19 protein-coding genes are annotated in these 20,056 nt (G+C 69.8%); 14 read left to right on the forward strand and 5 right to left on the reverse strand.

Annotated elements, in window-relative coordinates; genetic code table 11:
- The 7 genes from H7F49_RS08590 to wecC all read left to right on the forward strand — a co-directional run.
- On the forward strand, positions 1–1,032 hold a 1,032-nt coding region (locus tag H7F49_RS08590; protein ID WP_185683182.1), incomplete at its 5' end, for a murein hydrolase activator EnvC family protein.
- A 133-nt stretch (positions 1,033–1,165) separates the two neighbouring features.
- Complete coding sequence (locus H7F49_RS08595; protein WP_185683183.1) at positions 1,166–2,533, forward strand: S41 family peptidase; 1,368 nt, start codon at positions 1,166–1,168, stop codon at positions 2,531–2,533.
- A 9-nt stretch (positions 2,534–2,542) separates the two neighbouring features.
- The gene (locus tag H7F49_RS08600) at positions 2,543–3,022 is read left to right on the forward strand and encodes a disulfide bond formation protein B (RefSeq protein WP_185683184.1); all 480 of its coding nucleotides are present in this window, start codon (positions 2,543–2,545) and stop codon (positions 3,020–3,022) included.
- Positions 3,023–3,027: 5 nt separating this feature from the next.
- A complete protein-coding gene (locus tag H7F49_RS08605) occupies positions 3,028–3,543 on the forward strand; it encodes a demethoxyubiquinone hydroxylase family protein (RefSeq protein WP_185683185.1) in 516 nt (171 codons plus the stop codon).
- 117 nt (positions 3,544–3,660) lie between these two features.
- Positions 3,661–4,221, forward strand: coding sequence for a hypothetical protein (locus tag H7F49_RS08610; RefSeq protein ID WP_185683186.1), 561 nt, complete (start codon positions 3,661–3,663; stop codon positions 4,219–4,221).
- Positions 4,222–4,308: 87 nt separating this feature from the next.
- Positions 4,309–5,451 carry a non-hydrolyzing UDP-N-acetylglucosamine 2-epimerase gene (gene wecB / locus H7F49_RS08615; RefSeq protein WP_185683187.1) on the forward strand — a complete coding sequence of 381 codons (1,143 nt, stop codon included), beginning with the start codon at positions 4,309–4,311 and terminating at the stop codon, positions 5,449–5,451.
- A complete protein-coding gene (gene wecC / locus H7F49_RS08620) occupies positions 5,429–6,733 on the forward strand; it encodes a UDP-N-acetyl-D-mannosamine dehydrogenase (protein WP_185683188.1) in 1,305 nt (434 codons plus the stop codon). The genes wecB and wecC overlap by 23 nt, the downstream gene beginning before the upstream one ends.
- Positions 6,734–6,967: 234 nt before the next feature.
- Here the strand turns inward: wecC and fabI are convergent, their stop codons facing one another.
- The 3 genes from fabI to H7F49_RS08635 are packed head-to-tail and all read right to left on the reverse strand — an operon-like array spanning position 6,968 to position 9,845.
- Positions 6,968–7,771, reverse strand: a complete 804-nt coding sequence (gene fabI / locus H7F49_RS08625; RefSeq protein ID WP_185683189.1) for an enoyl-ACP reductase FabI — start codon at positions 7,769–7,771, stop codon at positions 6,968–6,970.
- A 4-nt stretch (positions 7,772–7,775) separates the two neighbouring features.
- Positions 7,776–8,852, reverse strand: a complete 1,077-nt coding sequence (locus tag H7F49_RS08630) for a YihY/virulence factor BrkB family protein (protein WP_185683190.1) — start codon at positions 8,850–8,852, stop codon at positions 7,776–7,778.
- A gap of 48 nt (positions 8,853–8,900) precedes the next feature.
- Positions 8,901–9,845: a DnaJ C-terminal domain-containing protein gene (locus tag H7F49_RS08635; RefSeq protein ID WP_185683191.1), complete on the reverse strand. Its 945-nt coding sequence runs from the start codon at positions 9,843–9,845 to the stop codon at positions 8,901–8,903.
- A 221-nt stretch (positions 9,846–10,066) separates the two neighbouring features.
- On the opposite strand from H7F49_RS08635, the gene pdxH reads away from it, so the two are divergent.
- Both pdxH and H7F49_RS08645 read left to right on the forward strand, forming a co-directional pair.
- Positions 10,067–10,684, forward strand: coding sequence for a pyridoxamine 5'-phosphate oxidase (pdxH, locus tag H7F49_RS08640; protein WP_328806620.1), 618 nt, complete (start codon positions 10,067–10,069; stop codon positions 10,682–10,684).
- An 8-nt stretch (positions 10,685–10,692) separates the two neighbouring features.
- On the forward strand, positions 10,693–11,634 hold the full coding sequence (locus tag H7F49_RS08645; protein WP_185683193.1) for a cation diffusion facilitator family transporter: 942 nt from the start codon (positions 10,693–10,695) through the stop codon (positions 11,632–11,634).
- Positions 11,635–11,659: 25 nt separating this feature from the next.
- Here H7F49_RS08645 and H7F49_RS08650 read toward each other — a convergent pair whose 3' ends face one another.
- Positions 11,660–12,790, reverse strand: coding sequence for a serine hydrolase domain-containing protein (locus tag H7F49_RS08650; protein WP_328806621.1), 1,131 nt, complete (start codon positions 12,788–12,790; stop codon positions 11,660–11,662).
- A gap of 182 nt (positions 12,791–12,972) precedes the next feature.
- Here H7F49_RS08650 and H7F49_RS08655 point away from each other — a divergent pair, with 182 nt between their 5' ends.
- Positions 12,973–13,260 (forward strand): hypothetical protein, encoded by a 288-nt coding sequence (locus H7F49_RS08655; protein ID WP_328806622.1) that lies wholly within the window; start codon positions 12,973–12,975, stop codon positions 13,258–13,260.
- 36 nt (positions 13,261–13,296) lie between these two features.
- On the opposite strand, the gene mnmA is transcribed toward H7F49_RS08655, so the two are convergent.
- Positions 13,297–14,505, reverse strand: a complete 1,209-nt coding sequence (gene mnmA / locus H7F49_RS08660) for a tRNA 2-thiouridine(34) synthase MnmA (RefSeq protein WP_185683196.1) — start codon at positions 14,503–14,505, stop codon at positions 13,297–13,299.
- A gap of 135 nt (positions 14,506–14,640) precedes the next feature.
- On the opposite strand from mnmA, the gene H7F49_RS08665 reads away from it, so the two are divergent.
- The 4 genes from H7F49_RS08665 (at position 14,641) to H7F49_RS08680 (ending at position 20,048) form a co-directional block, all read left to right on the forward strand.
- The gene (locus H7F49_RS08665) at positions 14,641–15,027 is read left to right on the forward strand and encodes a hypothetical protein (protein WP_185683197.1); all 387 of its coding nucleotides are present in this window, start codon (positions 14,641–14,643) and stop codon (positions 15,025–15,027) included.
- Position 15,028: 1 nt separating this feature from the next.
- Positions 15,029–15,328, forward strand: a complete 300-nt coding sequence (gene sciP / locus H7F49_RS08670) for a CtrA inhibitor SciP (protein WP_185683198.1) — start codon at positions 15,029–15,031, stop codon at positions 15,326–15,328.
- A 282-nt stretch (positions 15,329–15,610) separates the two neighbouring features.
- Positions 15,611–16,816 (forward strand): efflux RND transporter periplasmic adaptor subunit, encoded by a 1,206-nt coding sequence (locus H7F49_RS08675; RefSeq protein ID WP_185683199.1) that lies wholly within the window; start codon positions 15,611–15,613, stop codon positions 16,814–16,816.
- Between the two features lie 31 nt (positions 16,817–16,847).
- Complete coding sequence (locus tag H7F49_RS08680) at positions 16,848–20,048, forward strand: efflux RND transporter permease subunit (RefSeq protein WP_185683200.1); 3,201 nt, start codon at positions 16,848–16,850, stop codon at positions 20,046–20,048.
- Positions 20,049–20,056 lie beyond the last annotated feature (8 nt).

Below are 20,056 nucleotides of genomic sequence, written 5' to 3' on the forward strand. Positions count from 1 at the left end.
GGGCAGGCCGCCGAGCGCAGCGCCGCGCAGGCGGCCGCGGCGGCGGCGCGGATCCAGCAGGCCGAGGCCGGAGTCGCCGCCCAGCAGGTGGCGATCGCGCTGATCGATCGCCAGCGGGCCGCGCTGCGCGCCCGGCTGGCCGAACAGCAGCGGCCGCTGGTCCGCCTGACCGGCGCGCTGCAACGCCTCGCCCGGCGACCGCTGGTGTTCTCGCTGTTCCGCCCCGGATCGGTGCGCGACACCATGCACCTGCGCGCCATGCTCACCACCATGCTGCCCGAGGTGTCGCGCCGCACGGCGGGCGTTCGCGCCGAGCTCGACCGCCGCCGGGCGCTGCGCGCCGCGGCCGATGCCGCGATCGGCCGGCTGCGGCAGGAGCAGCGCGATCTGACCGCCCGCCGCGCCGAGCTGGCCGCGCTGGAAACCCGCCAGCGGCTGGCAGCCCGCCAATCGGCCGGGATCGCCGACCGCGAGAGCGAACGGGCCCTGGCCCTGGCCGAACAGGTGCGCGATCTCGGGGCGCTCAGCGATGCCCTCGGCCAGGCCGGACAATTGCGCGAACAGCTCGCCGCCCTGCCCGGCCCGGTCATCCGCCCGGCCCGTCCGGGCGATGCACGCCCCGCGCCGGTTGAACCCGCCGCCGGTCTCGCCCCGGTCGCGGCGGCGAGGCCGGATTTCGTCTTTCCGGTCCAGGGCCGGCTGGTCGCCGGCTTCGGCGAGGCGCGCCCGGGTGCGCCGGTCTCGCGCGGGGTGGCCCTGGCCGCCCGCGCCGGCGCCCAGGCGGTCGCCCCGGGCCCGGGGCGCGTGGCCTTCGCCGGTCCCTACCGCGGCTTCGGCCAGATCGTGATCATCGATCATGGCGGCGGCTGGACCAGCCTGGTCACCGGGCTGGGGCAGCTCAGCATCAATGTCGGGGCCGAGGTCCTTGCCGGCTCGCCGATCGGCACCACCGGGCCGGGGCGGCCGATCGTCGCGCTCGAGCTGCGCCAGCGGGGCCAGCCGGTCAATCCGCTCGACGTCGCCCATCCCTGAACGGTGCGCGGGCTGGGCGTCCGGCGAGGCTGCGCTACCCTGACCGGTCGATGCGAACCCTGGGCCATCTGGCGTTCACCGCGCGGGGGGTATAGAACCGTCCCGAAACTGCGCCAAAGGCCCATTCCCGATCATGACGCCCGCCCTCCGTTTTCGTCCCTTGGCCAAGGCCGGACTGCTCCTTTCGGCGATTGCCCTGCTGCCGGTGGCCACAGCCGGGCTGGCCGCGGTCGATGCCCAGGCCAGCCCCGAATTCGGCCGGCTGTTCACGATCTACCAGTTGGTCAAGGCCAACTATGTCGAGCCGGTGAGCGACGACAAGCTGATCAAGGGCGCGATCGACGGCATGCTGGCCAGCCTCGATCCCCATTCGAGCTATCTCGAAGGGTCCAGCCTGCAGCGGCTGGATACGATGATCGACGGCAAGTATTCCGGCCTGGGCCTGTCGGTCGTCGGGGATGACGGCGCGGTCAAGGTGGTCTCGCCGATGCGCGGCAGCCCGGGCGAGGCGGCCGGGATCAAGGCGGGCGACTACATCACCCACCTCGACGGCAAGCTGATCTACGGGCTCGATCTGGATGACGCCGTGGCGCGCATGCGCGGTCCGGCCGGAACCCGGATCCGCCTGACCATCTTCCGCCCCGGGCGCGACCAGCCCTTCGACCTGACGGTGCAGCGCGGCGAGATCAGCCTCGAACCGGTCACCTCCAAGCTGAGCGACGGGGTCGCCGTGATCTCGGTCAACCAGTTCTCCGCCGATGTCGGCAACTACGTGAACCAGGCGATCGCCACGCTGCGGCGGCAGGCAGGGGGCAAGCTGACCGGGGTGGTGCTCGATCTGCGGCAGAACCCCGGCGGCTCGCTGGACGAGGCGGTGGCCTTGTCCGACCTGTTCCTGACCAAGGGCGACATCGTGTCGCAACGCGGCCGGGTGGCGGCCGAGAACGAGTATTACCGCGCCGAATCGGTGTTCAAGGGCGATGCCGCGGCCGGGCTTCCGGTGATCGTCCTGATCGATGCCGGCTCGGCCTCGGCCTCGGAAATCGTCGCCGGTGCGCTGCAGGATCAGCACCGCGCGCTCGTGATGGGCGAACGCAGCTTCGGCAAGGGTTCGGTCCAGTCGCTGATTCGCCTCGACAAGACCCATGCGGTCAAGTTCACCACCGCGCGCTACTACACGCCCTCGGGCCGTTCGGTGCAGGAAGGCGGGATCGATCCCGATATCCGCGTGCCGCAGATTTCCGATCCCGACGCCCGCAAGCGCTCGCAGCTCGCCTTCCGCGAAAGCGACCTGCGCGGGCACCTGGTCAACGAGGTCGATCTGGATGACAAGAAGCTCGAGGATGACAAGCAGGACGATCCCCGCTTCAAGATGACCCCGGACGAGCTCAAGGCCAAGGGGATCGACGATTTCCAGCTCTGGTATGCCCTGAACACGATCAAGCGCACCGGCGGCGCCGCCATGGCCGCCGCGGCTCCGGCGCGGCCCAAGGCACGCTAGGACCCGCCCATGCTGCCGACCGGACCCGCCGCGCTGCGCCTCGCCCGCCTGCTCGTCCTGCTGCTGCCCGCCGCCCTGCTCGGCGGGGCTTACCTGTCGCAATACGGCTTCGGGCTCTACCCTTGCGAGATGTGCTGGTGGCAGCGCTATCCCCATTTCGCCGCGATCGTTCTCGCCGGGGTCGGCTTTGCCGTGCCCTCGGCGCGCTGGCCGGTGGGCCTGGCGGCGCTGGCGATTGCCGTCTCGGGCCTGATCGGCGGCTATCACGCCGGGGTGGAGTATCACTGGTGGGAGGGCATCACGCACTGCACCTCCACGGCCACCCCCGGCGGGGACGCGCTGCAGTCGATCCTCGATGCGCCGCTGGTCCGCTGCGACCAGGCGCAATGGACCCTGCTGGGGATCTCGCTCGCCGGGTTCAACTTCCTGTTCTCGACCGGCGGCGCGCTTGCGCTTGCCGCCCTGCTCGTCCGTAGCGCAAGGACCTGATCGTCATGGCCGAATCCGCCACCGCCCGCATGCTGAGAGTCGATCAGGCCGGTGAATACGGGGCGATCCGGATCTATGCCGGACAACTGGCGGTGATGGGCAACCGCGCGCCGCATGCCGCCGAGATCGCCGCCATGGCTGCGCAGGAGGCCGAACACCGCGCCCGCTTCGATGCGCTGCTGGCCGAACGCGGCGTGCGGCCGACCGCGCTGCAGCCCTTGTGGTCGATCGCGGGCTTCGCGCTGGGGGCGGCCACGGCCCTGATCGGGCCCGAGGCGGCGATGGCCTGCACCGCGGCGATCGAGACCGAAATCGACCAGCATTACACCGAGCAGCTCGAGCAGCTGGGCGACAGCGATCCCGAGCTCGCCGCGATCGTCCACAAGTTCCGCGACGATGAGCGTGAGCACCACGATGCCGCGATCGCCGCGGGGGCGGAACGGGCCCCGGCCTATCCGCTGCTGAGCGGAGCGATCCGGCTGGGCTGCCGCCTGGCGATCCGCCTGTCGGAACGGATCTGACGCGGCGTTCCGGCGCCTTGGGGCGCAACGCGCCGGCAACACGCCAGCAACCCGCTTCATCTATCGTTCAAGGGTTCTAGGCCCTATAGGCAAGCCATGAACCTGGGAGCCGTACCGATGCGCCGTTCTGCCACGCTGATTCTCGCCACGCTCGGCCTCGCCGCCGCGGTGCCCGCCGCGGCGCAGGATTCGCCGGGATCGAACGGCGAGCGGATCAACACGATCATCATTTACGGCGATGACGTTTGCCCTGCGCCCAAGGGCGATGAGATCACGGTCTGTGCGCGCAAGGCCGAGGCCGAACGCTTCCGCATTCCGGCTCCGTTGCGTGAAACGCCTTCCACCAAGAGCGAGGCCTGGGCGCAGCGTGTGCTGGCCTATGAAACGGTCGGACGCGACGGGATCAACTCGTGCTCGCCGGTCGGGCCCGGGGGCGCGCTGGGCTGCACCCAGAGGCTGATCCGCAACGCCTATGCCGAGAAGAAGGGCGCGACCGACGTCAACTTCGCCAAGATGATCGAAGACGAACGGGCCAAGCGCGCGGCCACGGTCGATGCCGAGGCGGCCGCGACCCAGGCCCGGGTCGAACAGATCGAAAAGGATTTCGAGGCGCGCCAGCGGGCCGCCAACGATCCGGCCGCCCAGACCCCCGCTGCCGGCCACGACCCGCACCACTGATCGCGGTGCGGTGGCCGCATCCCGCTGCCGCATCCGGCTCCCGCGCAGCCATCAACTCCTTAACCCGCGCGTGCTAGACGCGGGCGCATGACTGCCTCTCCCGCCCGCATTCTCGTCATCTTCGGCACCCGGCCCGAAGCGATCAAGCTGTTCCCCGTCGTCGCCGCGCTGCAGGCCGATCCGCGGCTCGAACCGGTGGTCTGCGTTTCGGCGCAGCATCGCGGCATGCTGGACCAGGTGCTCGACATCGCGGGAATCACCCCTGACCATGATCTGGACCTGATGCAGCCCGGGCAGACCCTCGACGGGCTGACGGCGGCGCTGCTGACCGGTCTCGGGCAGGTGATGGATGCGGTGCGGCCGGCCCGGGTGATCGTCCAGGGCGATACGGCCACGGCCATGGCCGGGGCGCTGGCCGCCTACTACCGCAAGCTCCCGGTCGACCATGTCGAGGCGGGGCTGCGCTCGGGCGACATCCACCATCCCTGGCCCGAGGAGGTCAACCGCAAGATCATCGGCACCATGGCCAGCCTCCACTTCGCGCCGACCGAAACTGCGGCCGAAGCCCTGAGGCGCGAGAACGTCGCGCCCGAACGGGTCCATGTCACCGGCAACACGGTGATCGACGCGCTGCACTGGGTCACTGCGCGGATCGCGGCCGATCCCGGGCTGGTCGCCGGGTTGGCCGGGCTGGAGGCGCGGTTTGCGGGCAAGCGGATCATCGGCGTGACCAGCCATCGGCGCGAGAACTTCGGCGGCGGGCTGGAAGCCATTGCCCGCGCGGTGCGGCGCATCGCCGCGCGGCCCGATGTGGCGGTGATCTTCCCGGTCCATCCCAATCCCAATGTCCGCGCGGTGATGGACGGGGCCCTGGCCGGGCTGGACAACGTCGCGCTGATCGAACCGCTCGACTACCCGCATTTCGCGCGGCTGCTGGGCCTGGCGGAGATCATGCTGACCGATTCGGGCGGGGTCCAGGAAGAGGCGCCCGCGCTCGGCAAGCCGGTGCTGGTGATGCGCGAGACGACCGAGCGGCCCGAAGGTGTCGCGGCCGGAACCGCGCGGCTGGTCGGCACCGACGAGGACCGCATCGTTACCGAATTGTTCACCCTGCTCGACGATAAGGCCGCCTACGAGGCCATGGCCTGCGCCCACAATCCGTTCGGCGACGGCCACTCCTCGGCCCGTATCGTGGAGCTGATCGCGCATGAAGTTGGACAAGAAGCCTGAGGTCTGTGTCGTCGGGCTGGGCTATATCGGTCTTCCCACCGCTGCCATCGTCGCCCGCGCCGGGTGCCGGGTCCGCGGCGTCGACGTGTCCCAGGCGGTTGTCGACACGATCAACCGGGGTGAAATCCATATCGAGGAGGTCGATCTCGACGGCCTGGTCCACGGCGTCGTCGCGCGCGGGCTGCTGACCGCATCCACCACGGTGGAACCCGCCGATGTCTTCGTGATCGCGGTGCCGACCCCGTTCGACCACGATCATGCCCCCGACCTGTCCTATGTGCTCGAAGCCGGCCGGTCGGTCGCCCCGGTGCTCAAGGCCGGTGACACGGTGATCCTCGAATCGACCTCGCCGGTCGGCACGACCGAGCAGCTGCGCGACCTGATGGCGAGCCTGCGGCCCGATCTGAAGTTCCCCGGACTGGTCGGCGACACGCCCGACGTGTCTTTCGCCTATTGCCCCGAGCGGGTCCTGCCGGGCCGGATCCTCGAGGAGCTGGCCAACAACGACCGTTCGATCGGCGGCGTCACCCCGCGCTGCGCGCGCAAGGCGCTGGCCTTCTACAAGCTGTTCGTGCGCGGCACCTGCGTGACCACCGATGCGCGCTCGGCCGAGATGACCAAGCTGGTCGAGAACGCCTATCGCGACGTCAACATCGCCTTCGCCAACGAGCTGTCGATCGTGGCCGACCGCATGGGGCTCGACGTGTGGGAGGTGATCCGTCTCGCCAACCGCCACCCCCGGGTCAACATCCTGTCGCCCGGTCCGGGCGTGGGCGGGCATTGCATCGCGGTCGATCCGTGGTTCATCGTCCACTCCGCGCCGGAGGACACCCCGCTGATCCGCACCGCGCGCGGGGTCAACGACACCAAGATCCATCACGTGATCGCCCAGGCCGATGCGCTGATCGCCGCCCATCCCGGCGCGCGGGTCGCCTGCCTCGGCCTGGCGTTCAAGGCCAACATCGACGATTTCCGCGAAAGCCCGGCGCGGCTGGTCGCCTCGACCCTGGCGCGTCGCTATGCCGACCGGATCGCCATCGTCGAACCCTTCGTCAGCGCCCTGCCGCTGGAATACAAGGACACCCCGGTCGCGCTGATCGACATCGATACGGCGCTGGAAACCTGCGACATCCTGATCGTGCTGGTCGATCATGACCTGTTCAAGTCGATCCCGCTGTCGGAACGCGCCGGCAAGATCGTCTATGACACGCGCGGCATCTGGCCGGACCAGCCCGCTGCGGGTGCGGCCGCGCCGACGCCGAAGCTGAAGGCGGTGGGCTGAGGGCTGAGGTCTGAGGGCGGGGTGAAGGCCTGCTCCGACCGGCCGCGCTGCCGACAGTTTCTTCGTCATCCTGAACTTGTTTCAGGATCCATCGCGCGGTGAGCTCAGGCCGCGCGGAAAAAGCTCGGCATTGCCCCCCGCTATTCGACGAACTGCCCGTAGCGGCGCCATGGATCCTGAAACGAGTTCAGGATGACGGGACGTGGGTGCGGGGGCGGCAGTGCCACCATCCCCTCACCCCAGCGCGATGTCCGGCGCGTCTTCCTGCTTCATGCCGACGGTGTGATACCCGGCGTCGACGTGGTGAATCTCGCCGGTGACGCCCGAGGACAGGTCGGACAGGAAGTAGAGCCCCGATCCGCCGACGTCCTCGATGGTGACATTGCGGCGCAGCGGCGAGTTCAGCTCGTTCCACTTCAGGATGTAGCGGAAATCGCCGATCCCGCTTGCGGCCAGGGTCTTGATCGGGCCCGCCGAAATGCCGTTGACGCGGATTCCCGAAGGCCCGCAGTCGTTGGCGAGATAGCGCACGCTCGCCTCCAGCGCGGCCTTGGCCACGCCCATCACGTTGTAGTGCGGCACGACCTTCTCGGCGCCGTAATAGGTCAGCGTCAGGATCGATCCGCCGTTCGGCATCATTGCGACCGCGCGCTTGGTCACGGCGACCAGGCTGTAGGCGGAGATGTTCATCGTCATCAGGAAGTTGTCGAGCGTCGTGTCGTAGAACTTGCCGCGCAACTGGGTCTTGTCGGAATAGCCGATGGCGTGGACCACGAAGTCGATCGTGTCCCAGCGCGCCTTGAGCTGGTCGAAGGCGGCGTCGAGCGCGGCCATGTCGGACACGTCGCAATCGATCAGGAAATCGCTGCCCAGGCTCGCGGCCAGTGGACGGACCCGCTTCTCCAGCGCCTCGCCCTGGTACGAAAAGGCCAGCTCCGCGCCATGCGCGTGCAACTGCTGGGCGATTCCCCAGGCCAGCGACTTGTCGTTCGCCAGGCCCATGATGAGCCCGCGCTTGCCCGCCATCAGTCCGGTCATGCGTCTAATCTCCACCCTCATTCCGGCGCCCTGGCGTCGCGACCACCGGTCGCTGGCCACCCTCTTGGGCGCGGTTGTCGTCCTGTCCGACCATGTCGCGCTCCTCCGGCGGTTCGGCCAGCGCGGCATTCAGTTCGGCGCCGAATACCATCCCTAAGCCGACCAGCCAGAAAAAGAAAAGCGTGATCATGATCCCGGCGAGGCTGCCGTAGGTCGCATCGTAGTGCAGCAGGCTGCGCAGCGCCCAGGGCAGCGAGACCGTGACCGCCACCCACCAGCCGGTGACGAACAGGGCGCCGGGCCATTTCGGATAGCGCGGACCGCGGTAGGCGGCCGGGGTCAGCGACAGGAACAGCAGGTACAGCGATGCGAACAGGACGGCGGCCGGGATCAGGCGGGACAGCGCCATGGCCTCGGTCAGGGGGGCCAGCCGCGGGATCCAGGCGAGGATCGCCTGCTGGACCGCGCCGATCAGCACCTGCGCGATCAGCGAGAGCAGCAGCAGGATCACCGCGCCGATGATGATCCCGGTGGAGACCAGGCGATAGCGCCAGAACGCGTGAGTGGGGCGGGTGCCATAGGCGCGCCGCAGCACGTCGCGGATCGTTTCGATCAGGCTGCCCACGGTCCACAGCCCGACCAGCCCGCCAACCCACAACAGCCAGCCGGTCCGCGCCTCGACCACGTCACGGGCGACGGGGGCGATGGCCCGGGCCACGGCCGGCGGCACGGCCAGCAGGAAGGCGTTGATCATCGCCGCGCGCTCACCCCGTTCGCCCAGTGCCGAGAAGATCGCCGCGGCGGTGATGAAGAACGGAAACAGCGCGACCACGGCCATGTAGGCCAGGTTGCCGGCGTGGATGAAGCCGTCGTTCCATACGCCGGTCACCACCCGGGCGATCACCGCACGGACCCGCGCTCCGGGGCGCAGGTCGCGTGCCATCCGCCCGGTCGGACCACCCTCGCCGCCCTCTCCGTGCTGGCGCCGCAGGGCGTCGCGGCGGCGCGCCTCGGGCGACAGGTCGGGCGCGGATAGGGCGGGTGCGGGGGAGTCCGGCCCCCCGATCGGGCGTTCCTCCATGGCGTGCCCCCTTTGCTGTCCGGCCCCCACGCGCGCGGCGCTGGCGGTTCAGTGCCCGAATTTCTGCCGCGGATTGCGGGTGTCCTGCCAACCCGCCAGCCTTCGCGCCAGTTCCGCATGCTCCGCCGAGTCGGCCTGAGGCAGATCGATCTGCACCCGCACCAGCTGGTCCCCGCGGGACCCGTCCTTGCGGGTCATGCCCTTGCCCTTCAGGCGCAGCGTCTTGCCCGAGCTGGTCCCCGGGGCGAGCGTCAGCATCACGGCGCCGTCCGCGGTCGGAACCTTGACCTTGGCCCCGCCCAGCGCCTCGTCCAGGGTCACCGGCAGATCCAGCTTGAGGTTGTCGCCGTCGCGCCGGAAGAACGGGTGGGGCTGCAGGACGATCGTCACCAGGGCGTCGCCGTTGCCGCCCGGGCCCGGCTCACCCTTCCCAGCGAGGCGCATCTGGGTGCCATCCTCCACCCCGGCGGGCAGCTTCAGGTCGATCGTCTTGCCGTCGGACAGGGTGATGCGCTGCGGGGCCAGCAGGGCGGCATCGGTCAGCGAGACCTGCAGGCGGTACTGCACTGTCGCACCCTTGGGGGCCGCGCGCTGTCCGCCGAAGGGACCACCGCCACCGCCTTTCCGTCCGCCTCCGAACAGCCCTTCGAACAGGTCGGAAATGTCGACACCCTCGGGCCCGCCACCACCAAAGCCCTCATGGCGGAAGCCGCGCTGGCCTCCCCCGCCGAATCCCCCGCCTCCGAATCCGGCGCCGAACGGATTGGCCGGGTTCCCGTCCATGTCGATTTCGCCGCGATCGAACCGCGCCCGCTTGTCCTTGTCGGACAGGAGGTCATAGGCTCGGGTCACCTCGCTGAAGCGCTCGGCCGCCTTCGGGTTGTCCGTGTTCCGGTCGGGGTGAAGCTCCTTGGCGAGCTTGCGATAAGCGGACTTGATGTCCTTCTCGCTCGCGCCGCGAGCCACCCCCAGGGTCGCGTATGGATCTGCCATCCTGCCTAGCTAGGAGCGCGGCCCGCCCGGCACAAGGGAAACGGACAGGGCCAGGCCGATCGCCAGCCCGGCACGCCCGCGCCAGCCGGTCCGGGTGGCGGGCAGGCGCCAGGGCGGCTTGCCCGTTCGTCCCGCGCCCGCCCGCGCCCTTCCCCTGGCTCTCCGCCGGGTCTATGACGCGCCCAGGCCGCCAGACTCTTGAACCTCGACAGGAATTTCCCGTGACCACTGCCGCTGCGGCGACCGCCCTGCCCCATGGCGATCCCTTTGCCCTCTTCGATGCCTGGTATCGCGAAGCGCGCGGGACCGAGCCCAACGATTCGAACGCCATGGCCCTGGCCACGGCCACGCCCGATGGCATCCCCTCGGTCCGCATGGTTCTGCTCAAGGGCCACGGCCCCGACGGTTTCGTGTTCTACACCAATTCGCGCAGCCGCAAGGGCGGCGAGCTGCTCGCCAATCCCAACGCGGCGCTGCTGTTCCACTGGAAATCGCTGCGCCGCCAGATCCGCATCGAGGGCCCGGTCGAGCGGGTGAGCGAGGCCGAGGCCGACGCCTATTTCGCCAGCCGTTCGCGCGACAGCCAATTGGGGGCCGTGGCCTCGGACCAGTCGGCGCCGCTCGATTCGCGCGACACCTTCACCGCGCGCTTCGCCGCGGCCGAGGCGCGCTTCGCGGCAGGGCCGGTCGAACGGCCGGCGCACTGGTTCGGCTTCCGGCTGGCGCCGCGCGCGATCGAATTCTGGCAGGACCGCGAACACCGCCTGCACGACCGGCGCCGCTATGTCCGCGATCCGGCCGCGCCCGATGGCTGGGCCAGCACCCTGCTCTATCCCTGAGGTTGCCCATGGCCGGTCCCGACAGCTCTGCCGCCGCGCTCAACCGCAGTGCCGCCCTCGCCTCGATCGCGGTGGCCGTGCTCCTGCTCGGGATGAAGGCCTGGGCGGCCTGGTCGACCGGGTCGACCGCGATGCTGGGCAGCCTGGCCGACACCGGGCTCGATCTGATCGCGAGCATCGCCACCCTCGCCGGGGTCTGGGTCGCGGCCCAGCCGGACGATCACCACCACCGCTTCGGTCACGGCAAGGCCGAGGCGATCGCGGCGATGTTCCAGGTCGTGCTGATCTCGATCTCGGCGCTCGGGCTGGCGGCGCGGGCGTTGCAGCAACTGATCGCCGGCGGGCGGACCGAGGCCGCGCAGGACGGGATCATCGTCTCGGCCATCGCGATGGGTGCCACCCTTGCCCTGCTGGCCTGGCAGCGCCACGTGATCCGTCGCACCAACAGCCTGGCGATCTCGACCGACCACGTCCACTACCAGTCCGATCTGCTGCTCAACCTGGCGGTGATCGCGGCGCTCAGCCTGGATCAGTGGCTGGGCTTTTCCGGGGCCGATCCGCTGTTCGGCCTGGCCATTGCCGGCTGGCTCGCCTGGGGTGCCTGGGGCGCCTCGCAGGAGGCGATCGAGCAGTTGATGGATCGCGAATGGCCCGAGGAGAAGAAGCATCGCTTCATCGAGGTGCTGGCCCGCCATCCCGAGCTGCGCGGGGTGCACGATCTGCGCACCCGCACCGCGGGCAACCGCGATTTCGTCCAGTTCCACGTGTGGGTCGATGGCAACATGACCGTCGCGGCCGCGCACGATGTGATGGATCAGATCGAGGCCAAGATCCTCGCCGAGTTTCCCGGCATCGAGATCCTGATCCATCCCGATCCCGAAGGCCACGTCGACAAGGGGCTGGCCGCGCGCCCCGAACTCACCGCGCAGGACATCGTCGAGGCCGGCTGAGGCCGGGCGGGCGGCAGGGTCCGGGTCAGCGCCTGGGGAACAGCGCGGTGATGTCCGCCATGCTGTCCAGCACGCGCTTGCGCTGCGTCTCGTCGCTGTGGCCCAGCCGGACGATCGTCAGGCGCTGCCGCGGGGACACCAGCACATACTGGCCAAGGTGGCCGACGCAGGCGAAGGCATCGGCCGGGGCGCGCCCGGGCAGCAGGACCACCGAGCCGTCGGCCTGCGGGCGATTGAGCCAGAGCTGCGCGCCGTAGCCGGGGTTGCGCGGCGAGGAGCTGGTCATGAACTCGATCCAGCCACGCGGCAGCACCTGGGCGCCCCGCACCGCCCCGCCATTGCGCAGGAACTCGCCGAAGCGACCCCAGTCGCGCGCGGTGCCGAACACCATGCTCGATCCGATCAGCGTGCCGGCGGAATCGAACTCGGCCCGCATCGAGCGCATCCCGGCGGGCTCGAACAGGCGGGTGTGCAGATAGTCGGCCACGGTGCGGCGGCGGGTTTCCGGATCCGGACTGTCGGTCAGGGCGCGGGCGGCGAGGTCCGACAGGATCACGCTGGTCGCGCTGGAATATTCGAAGCGGCTGCCGGGCTCAGCCTCGAGCGGCTGGGCCTCGGCATAGCCGGCCATGTCGTCGCGCCCGTCCAGGAACAGCATCCGCACCTCGTCGGCGCGCCAGACCGGGGATCCGCCCTCGGTGTGGCGCAGGCCCGAACGCATCTGCAGCAGTTGCCGCAGCGTGATCTCGCCCCGGGCATCGCCGCTGCGCTGCCAGGCGGGCACCGGCACGCTCTCATCCAGCCGCAGCCGCCCGTCGGAAACCAGCAGCCCGATCAGCACGCCGGTGACGCTTTTCGACATCGACCAGCCGATCAGCCGGGTCTCGGGGCCGAATCCCGGGCCATAGCGTTCGGCCACGATCCGTCCGCCCGACAGGACGACAACCGCGCGGGTTTCGCCGGCGGCGGGGTCGAACAGCCCGTCGATGGCGCGGGCCAGATCCTTGCGGGGCACGCCCGGGGCAGGGACGACCGCCGCCAGCGCCGCCTCGCTGAGCGGGGCAGGCCCCGAATCACCGCCGCCGCATCCGGCCAGAGCCCCGGCCAGGCCGGCCGCCAGCCCCACCGCGAGGCCCAGCGCGAGTCGGCGCGACACGGCCGATCGGCGGGGAGGGTGACCGCCAGGGGGCGGGCCCGACAGGCGTTGCGGGAGGGGCGGGGTCGACATGGCGGGTGCCGTCATGCGAAGAATGGGGGGCAATGGCAACACCGCGACGCCCGATCCCCGCCGCCACCCTCCAGCCCCGCCGCCTGTCCCGTGGCAAACGGACGGCCGCCGTGCTGTTGCTGGTCCTGGCGGCAATGGTCGCGTGGTATGCCCGGCCGCTGCTCGCCACCGCGCGCACCGGAGCGGCCTATGGGGCGCGGGTGGCCTGTTCGTGCCGGTTCGTGGCTGGCCGGCCGCTCGGAGATTGCCGCAAGGACTTCGAACCGGGGATGGGGCTCGTCACGCTCAGCGCCGACGAGGCGTCGCGCCGCGTGACCGCGCGCTTTGCCCTGCTCGTCCGCGAGAGCGCCACTTATCGCGAAGGGTGGGGCTGCCAGCTCGATCGCTGGGCCGACTGACGCCCGGTCGACGCGGGGCAAGGGGGCCCGGGGCGATCAGGCCGGTTCGGTCGCTTCGATCCAGCCGCCGCCGATCACCCGGTCGCCGCTGTACAGCACCGCCGCCTGGCCCGGGGCGACACCATATTCCGGCTCGGCGAAGCGGATCGTCACGGCGCGGCCCTCGCCCGGCACGCCCTCCAGCCGGACCGGCACCGGTTTGGCCAGCGAACGGACCTTGGCATGGAGCACCGGGGCGTCGCAGCCGTCACCGTCCGTGGGCAGAGGCCCGATCCGGTTGGTTTCCCCGATCCGCGCCGCTCCGACCGCCAGCAGCCGACGGGGCCCGACCAGCACCCGGCGGGTCGCGGCGTCGATTCCGGTGACGTAGAGCGGCTCGGGCTGTCCACCGATCTCCAGCCCGCGCCTTTGGCCCACGGTGTAGTGGATCACGCCGCGATGCCGTCCCAGCACGTCGCCGCTCTGGGCATGGACGATCTCGCCGTCGGCCTCGGCATCGGGCCGCACCGCCCGGACCACCTTGGCATAGTCGCCATCGGGCACGAAGCAGATGTCCTGGCTGTCGGGCTTGGCGGCGACCGCCAGCCCGGCCGCCTCGGCGATCTGCCGCACCGCGGTCTTGGGCAGGCCGCCCAGCGGAAAGCGCAGGAAATCGAGCTGGGCCTCGGTCGTGGCGTAAAGGAAATAGCTCTGGTCGCGCGCGGGATCGAGCGCCCGGTGCAGCTCGGCACCGGCCTCTCCGGGCAGGCGTCGCACATAGTGGCCGGTGGCCAGGGCATCGGCGCCGAGCTCGCGCGCCATGCCCAGCAGGTCGGTGAACTTGGGCCCCATGTTGCAGCGGATGCAGGGGATCGGGGTGCGCCCCGCCAGGTAATCGTCGGCGAAGCGTTCGACCACCTCCTCGCGGAAGCTGCTGGCATGGTCGAACACATAGTGCGCGATGCCCAGACGGTCCGCCACCTTGCGCGCATCGCGGATATCGTCGCCCGCGCAGCAGGCGCCCTTGCGCCCGGTGGCGGCACCGTGATCGTACAGCTGCAAGGTGATTCCGATCACCTCGGCGCCACTCGCGGCGGCCAGCGCCGCCACCACCGAGCTGTCGACGCCGCCCGACATGGCGACCACGATCCGCCGCCCGGCCAGCGAGCCGTCGGGGTGTCCGGGCAACTGGAACAGGTCCGGCCAGGACGCGATCCCGGCCAGGGCGGCTGGAGGGATGGGCAGGGCAGAAGGGAAGGAGGCCATGCCCGGCGTCCTACACGCGGCGGGCCGAAATGCCAAAATGGCCCGCGCGGATTCCCGTTAATCTCTCTCTCCGTTCCGTAAAGGGGGTCTTTACCTTCCCTTGACCACCCCTGGCGTAAGTACCGGCTCATGCAGATGGGCTATGACTTCGACAAGGACTGGCCGGCGGCCGACGCCGCCGCGTGGCGGGCACGCCCCGGGGCTGTGCGGGCGGGTGATGCCGCGCTCGTCGCCGATGGGGCCGCGACCGCGATCGCGGCCGCCGAACCCGCGCCCCTGCGCCATCCGGACTGGTCATCGCTGCGCGCCCGCTTTGCCGCGATCCATGCCCTGCACCGCACCCTGAATCGCGACATGGCCGTGCCCGTGGCGGTCGGCGGCTTTGCCTCGGCCGGCGAATCCGTGCTTTCGGCATGCCGCCCCGGACCCGTCGTTAACCCTGTTTATTGGGCCAATATCAAAGCGCCTTGCGCCATCAACGGACCAGTCGCCGTGCCCCCACATGCGGCGACCGAGGACTAGCATGATCGAGAACCAGAATATTCGTCCCGCGATGGTGATCGGCCCGCTTGGTGAGCCGCTGACCCTGGATTCGCTTCCGCCGCCCAGCACCACCCGCTGGGTCGTCCGGCGCAAGGCCGAAGTCGTGGCGGCCGTCAACGGCGGCCTCCTGTCCATCGAGGAAGCCTGCGAGCGTTATGGCCTGACCCTTGAGGAATTCGCCTCGTGGCAGCGCGCGGTGGACCGGTCGGGGATGCAGGGCCTGCGCGTGACCCGCATCCAGCATTACCGCGATCTCTACGAGCGCCAACTGAAGTACTGACCCCGGGCGCCGGCCCGGCCAGGCGCAGGCATCCCGGGCGACGGCCGGACCCCATGGTCCGGCCGTTCGCGTGTCGGCGGCAACCGTGGCGCGATGGCCGCAGTGGGCGCCCCAAGCACCCGATGCGTCCCAACGGCTCATTGCCTAGCCCCGGCCCGCACACTATCTCGGCGGATGAACCGTCTCCCGCCGGGCGCTGATCAATGCCCATTGCGGCGGGTGACTTGCTAATGTAATACAGTTTGGCGCCGCTTGGCGCCTTGCCTGCGGGACCGCTGCACCATGAATTATGAGGCCAGGATCATGACCCCGAGCGCCGTGCCGGCTCCGGACGACACCGACGAGCTGTACGTCACGGCGGAAGACCGGGCCTCGGGCCGGCGGGTCTGGATCATTCTCGCCGTCACCGCGGTGCTGCTGGTGGCGCTGTGGTTCTTCGTGCATCGCAACGATGTCCCGGCGGCCAAGGCCGGGGCTGTGCAGCAGGCCGCGACCGTGACGGTCGTCGTGCCCGGCCGGGCGACGATCGCCGGCGAGATCAACGCCACCGGCACCCTGGCCGCACGACGCGAGGAGCCGGTGGGTTCCGTCGGCGAGGGCGGGCAGGTCGCCGAAGTGCGGGTCGAGGCGGGCGACTGGGTGCGCAAGGGCCAGATCCTGGCCGTGATCGACCGTTCGGTCCAGATCCAGCAGCAGGCCAGCCAGGCCGCGCAGGTCCAGGTTGCCCAGGCCGATGCCCGCCTGGCCCAGGCCAATCTCGATCGCGCGCTCAAGCTGGTCGAACGCGGCTTCATCTCCCGGGCGGACATCGACCGGCTGACCGCCACGCGCGACAGCGCGCTCGCCCGGGTCAACGTCGCGCGCGCCACCCTCGGGCAGCTCCAGGCCCAGGCGGCCCGGCTCAACATCGTGGCCCCCTCGGACGGTCTGGTGCTCGAGCGCCGGGTCGAACGCGGCCAGGTGGTCGGCGGCGGCAGCGGCGTGCTGTTCCGGCTGGCCCGCGGCGGCGAGCTCGAAGTGCAGGCCCGGCTCTCGGAAACCGATCTCGCGGCCCTTTCGCCGGGCGTCGCAGCCAGTGTCACCCCGGTCGGGTCGAGCAAGTCGTTCACCGGTGAGGTCTGGCAGATTTCCCCGGTCATCGATCCGACGACCCGTCAGGGCACGGCCCGCGTGGCGCTGGCCTATTCCCCGGAACTGCGCCCCGGCGGCTTCGCCAGCGTGGTGATCCGCGCCGGCACGGTGGTCGCGCCCAAGCTTCCGGAAAGCGCGATCCTGTCCGACAATGCCGGCAGCTACGTCTATGTGGTCGGCCGCGACAACAAGGTGGTGCGCCGCCCGGTCAAGACCGGCCTCGTCACCGGCGACGGGATCGCCGTGGTCGAAGGGCTGAACGGAACCGAACGCGTGGTGCTCCGCGCCGGCGGGTTCCTCCAGCCGGGCGAAACGGTCAAGCCGCAGCTAAACACCGCGGCCAAGCTGCCGGGTTGATCGAAACGTTGATCGAAACAGGGCGCGCACCATGAACTTTCGCAACATTTCCGCCTGGTCGATCCGCAACCCGGTGGTGCCGATCGTTCTGTTCATCGGGTTGATGCTGGCCGGACTGGTCAGCTTCAGCCGGATGGAAGTGCAGAACATGCCGGACATCGAGTTCCCGATGGTGATCGTCACCGTCGCGCAACCCGGTGCCGCCCCGTCCGAGATCGAGACCCAGATCACCCAGCGGGTCGAATCCGCGGTGCGCTCGATCGCCGGGGTCAGCTCGATCAGCTCGACCGCGACCGAGGGCTCGAGCCAGACCGTGGTCGAGTTCCAGATCGGTGAGGACATCAACGCCGCGGTGAACGAGGTCAAGAACGCGGTCGACCAGGTCCGCGGCGATCTGCCCGATGGCATTCTCGAGCCGCAGGTGATCAAGGCGCAAACCTCGTCGGACCCGATCGCCTATTTCGCGGTCGCGGCCGATGACATGACGCTCGAGCAACTGTCGTGGTTTGTCGACGACCGGGTTGCCAAGCGGCTGCTGGCCATTCCCGGCATGGCCTCGGTCAATCGTGGCGGCGGCGTCAACCGCGAGATCCTGGTGACGCTCGATCCGGCCCGGATGCAAGCGATCGGGGTCACCGCAGCCCAGGTCAACGCGGCGCTGCGCCAGCTCAACACCAATGCCGCTGGCGGCCGGGCCGAGATCGCCGGGTCGCGCCAGTCGGTCCGCGTGCTGGGCAATGCCCGCACCGCCTTCCAGCTCAGCCAGACCGAAATTTCCCTCGGCGGCGGGCGCATGGCCAAGCTGGCCGACATCGCCAAGGTCAGCGATGCCTTCGGCGAGATCACCTCGCGCGGGCGGATGAACGGGCGCGAAGTGGTGACCTTCGGGATCAGCCGGGCGCGCGGCGAATCCGACCTGTCGGTCTATGACGAGACGGTCAAGGCGCTCGACCAGATCGAGAAGGACACGCCCGGCATTCACTTCAAGACGCTGTTCACCAGCGTCGATTACACCCGCAAGCAGTACGAAAGCTCGATGTCGGCCATGGTCGAAGGGGCGGTGCTGGCGGTCATCGTGGTGTTCTTCTTCCTGCGCGACTGGCGGGCCACCGTGATCGCAGCGATCGCCATCCCGCTATCCGCGATCCCGACCTTCTGGTTCATCGGCATGCTCGATTTCACGCTCAACATGATGTCCCTGCTCGCGCTGGGGCTGGTCGCGGGCGTGCTGGTCGACGATGCGATCGTCGAGATCGAGAATATCGTCCGGCACATGCGCATGGGCAAGACCGCCTACCAGGCGGCGATCGACGCGGCCGACGAGATCGGCCTGGCCGTGGTCGCGACCACCTTCTCGATCGTCGCGGTGTTCCTGCCGGTCGGGCTGATGCCCGGCGTCTCGGGCCAGTTCTTCAAGAATTTCGGTCTCACCGTCGTCATCTCGGTGCTGATGAGCCTCGCCGTCGCGCGCATGATCACGCCGATGGTCGCGGCCTACTTCCTCAAGTCGCACGGCCAGGCCGAGCACGCCGGCGGCCGGGCCATGGACCGCTACCTGGCGATCCTCCACTGGTCGCTCGATACCAGCAAGGCCGATGCCTATCGCGCCGCACACCGCGATGCGGCGGGCCGGCTCACGCTGGGCCGGCGGATCAAGGCGCGGCTGCGCGATCACCGCATCGGCATGGTCGGGGTCGCGCTCGGCTCGCTCCTGCTGACCGTGGTCATGTTCATGGTTCTGCCGGGTCAGTTCTTCCCGGACAGCAACAACGATTTCCTGATGGCCAAGATCGAGATGGTCCCGGGCACCACGCTGCAGCAGACCGCCGATGTCTCGGGCGAGATTTCGGCCTTCCTGCGCAAGCAGCCGCAGGTCGAATCGGTGCTCGAACGGATGTCCGAAGGCAACTCGCGCCTGTTCGTCAATCTCAACAAGGACCGCGACGAGACCGCGCAGCAGTTCACCCGGCGGCTGACCCCGATCCTGCAGCGCTTCCCCGATGCCCGGGTCACCTTCCAGTCGATGAATGGCGGCGGCGGGGGCGGTGGCAGTGGCCGGCCGATCTCGATCATGCTGGCCGGAACCGATCCGGTCCTGCTCGAACGCACCGCCACCGAGCTGGTCGAACAGATGAAGGGGCTCAAGCAGGTTGTTGCGCCGCGCATCAGCGCGGACCTGCGCCGGCCCGAGGTGATCATCAAGCCCCGGCTCGATCTTGCGGCCAGCCTTGGAGTGAGCACCCAGGCGCTCAGCCAGGCGATCCGCATCGCCACCCAGGGCGAGATCGACCAGAACGCGGCGAAGTTCTCGCTGTCCGATCGCCAGGTGCCGATCCGGGTGCGCATGCCGGTCGAGGCCCGCCGCGACCTGTCGAACATCGCCAACCTGCCGGTGCCCACCGCCAGTGGCGGCATGGTTCCGCTCTCGCGCGTGGCCGAGATCGGCTTCGGTTCGGGGCCGACCAGCGTCCAGCGTTACGATCAGCAGCGCCGCGTCTTCATCGGCGCCGATCTTCCGCCCGGCGTGGTCAAGAGCCAGGCGACCGAAGCGATCAACCAGCTGCCGATCATGCGGAACCTGCCCGCCGGCGTCACCAACAAGGCTTTCGGCGAGGACCGCTGGCAGCAGGAAATGATTTCCAGCGTGCTCACCGCCGTGGTCGCGGGCATCCTGCTGGTGTTTTCAGTGCTGGTCCTGCTGTACCGCCGGTTCGTGTCCCCGCTGGTCAACATGGGCTCGCTGTTCCTGGCGCCGCTGGGGGGCCTGCTGCTGCTGGCCTTCGTCGGCCAGCCGCTGTCGATGCCGGTCTACATCGGCATCCTGATGCTGCTGGGTATCGTCGCCAAGAACTCGATCCTGCTGATTGATTTCGCGATCGAGGAAATGGCGATGGGCCGTGACAAGTTCGATGCCATCATCGAAGCCGGTCACAAGCGCGCGGTGCCGATCGTGATGACCACCGTGGCGATGACCGCCGGCATGATCCCCACGGCGATCTCGCTGGGGGGTGACGGAGCCTGGCGGGCGCCGATGGGTGTCGTCGTGATCGGCGGCCTGGTCCTGTCGACGGCCCTGACCCTGCTGATCGTCCCGGCGGCCTTCAGCCTGGCGGACGGGTTGGAGAAGCGCCTCGGTCCCTCGCTGCGGCGCCGCTTCCTGACCTTCGAGCCGCACCATGCCGTGGCGGCTGGCACCCCTTCCACCGGACCGGCCGCCCTGCCGGCGGAGTGAGCGTAACG

This window comes from Novosphingobium aerophilum (assembly GCF_014230305.1).
Lineage (GTDB): Bacteria > Pseudomonadota > Alphaproteobacteria > Sphingomonadales > Sphingomonadaceae > Novosphingobium > Novosphingobium aerophilum.

Excerpts from the sequence above, each read along its gene's own strand:
- H7F49_RS08595 (WP_185683183.1), top strand. The coding sequence starts at position 1,166 with ATGACGCCCGCCCTCCGTTTTCGTCCCTTGGCCAAGGCCGGACTGCTC.
- H7F49_RS08600 (WP_185683184.1), top strand. The coding sequence starts at position 2,543 with ATGCTGCCGACCGGACCCGCCGCGCTGCGCCTCGCCCGCCTGCTCGTC.
- H7F49_RS08605 (WP_185683185.1), top strand. The coding sequence starts at position 3,028 with ATGGCCGAATCCGCCACCGCCCGCATGCTGAGAGTCGATCAGGCCGGT.
- H7F49_RS08610 (WP_185683186.1), top strand. The coding sequence starts at position 3,661 with ATGCGCCGTTCTGCCACGCTGATTCTCGCCACGCTCGGCCTCGCCGCC.
- wecB (WP_185683187.1), top strand. The coding sequence starts at position 4,309 with ATGACTGCCTCTCCCGCCCGCATTCTCGTCATCTTCGGCACCCGGCCC.
- wecC (WP_185683188.1), top strand. The coding sequence starts at position 5,429 with ATGAAGTTGGACAAGAAGCCTGAGGTCTGTGTCGTCGGGCTGGGCTAT.
- fabI (WP_185683189.1), bottom strand. The coding sequence starts at position 7,771 with ATGACCGGACTGATGGCGGGCAAGCGCGGGCTCATCATGGGCCTGGCG.
- H7F49_RS08630 (WP_185683190.1), bottom strand. The coding sequence starts at position 8,852 with ATGGAGGAACGCCCGATCGGGGGGCCGGACTCCCCCGCACCCGCCCTA.
- H7F49_RS08635 (WP_185683191.1), bottom strand. The coding sequence starts at position 9,845 with ATGGCAGATCCATACGCGACCCTGGGGGTGGCTCGCGGCGCGAGCGAG.
- H7F49_RS08645 (WP_185683193.1), top strand. The coding sequence starts at position 10,693 with ATGGCCGGTCCCGACAGCTCTGCCGCCGCGCTCAACCGCAGTGCCGCC.
- mnmA (WP_185683196.1), bottom strand. The coding sequence starts at position 14,505 with ATGGCCTCCTTCCCTTCTGCCCTGCCCATCCCTCCAGCCGCCCTGGCC.
- H7F49_RS08665 (WP_185683197.1), top strand. The coding sequence starts at position 14,641 with ATGGGCTATGACTTCGACAAGGACTGGCCGGCGGCCGACGCCGCCGCG.
- sciP (WP_185683198.1), top strand. The coding sequence starts at position 15,029 with ATGATCGAGAACCAGAATATTCGTCCCGCGATGGTGATCGGCCCGCTT.
- H7F49_RS08675 (WP_185683199.1), top strand. The coding sequence starts at position 15,611 with ATGAATTATGAGGCCAGGATCATGACCCCGAGCGCCGTGCCGGCTCCG.
- H7F49_RS08680 (WP_185683200.1), top strand. The coding sequence starts at position 16,848 with ATGAACTTTCGCAACATTTCCGCCTGGTCGATCCGCAACCCGGTGGTG.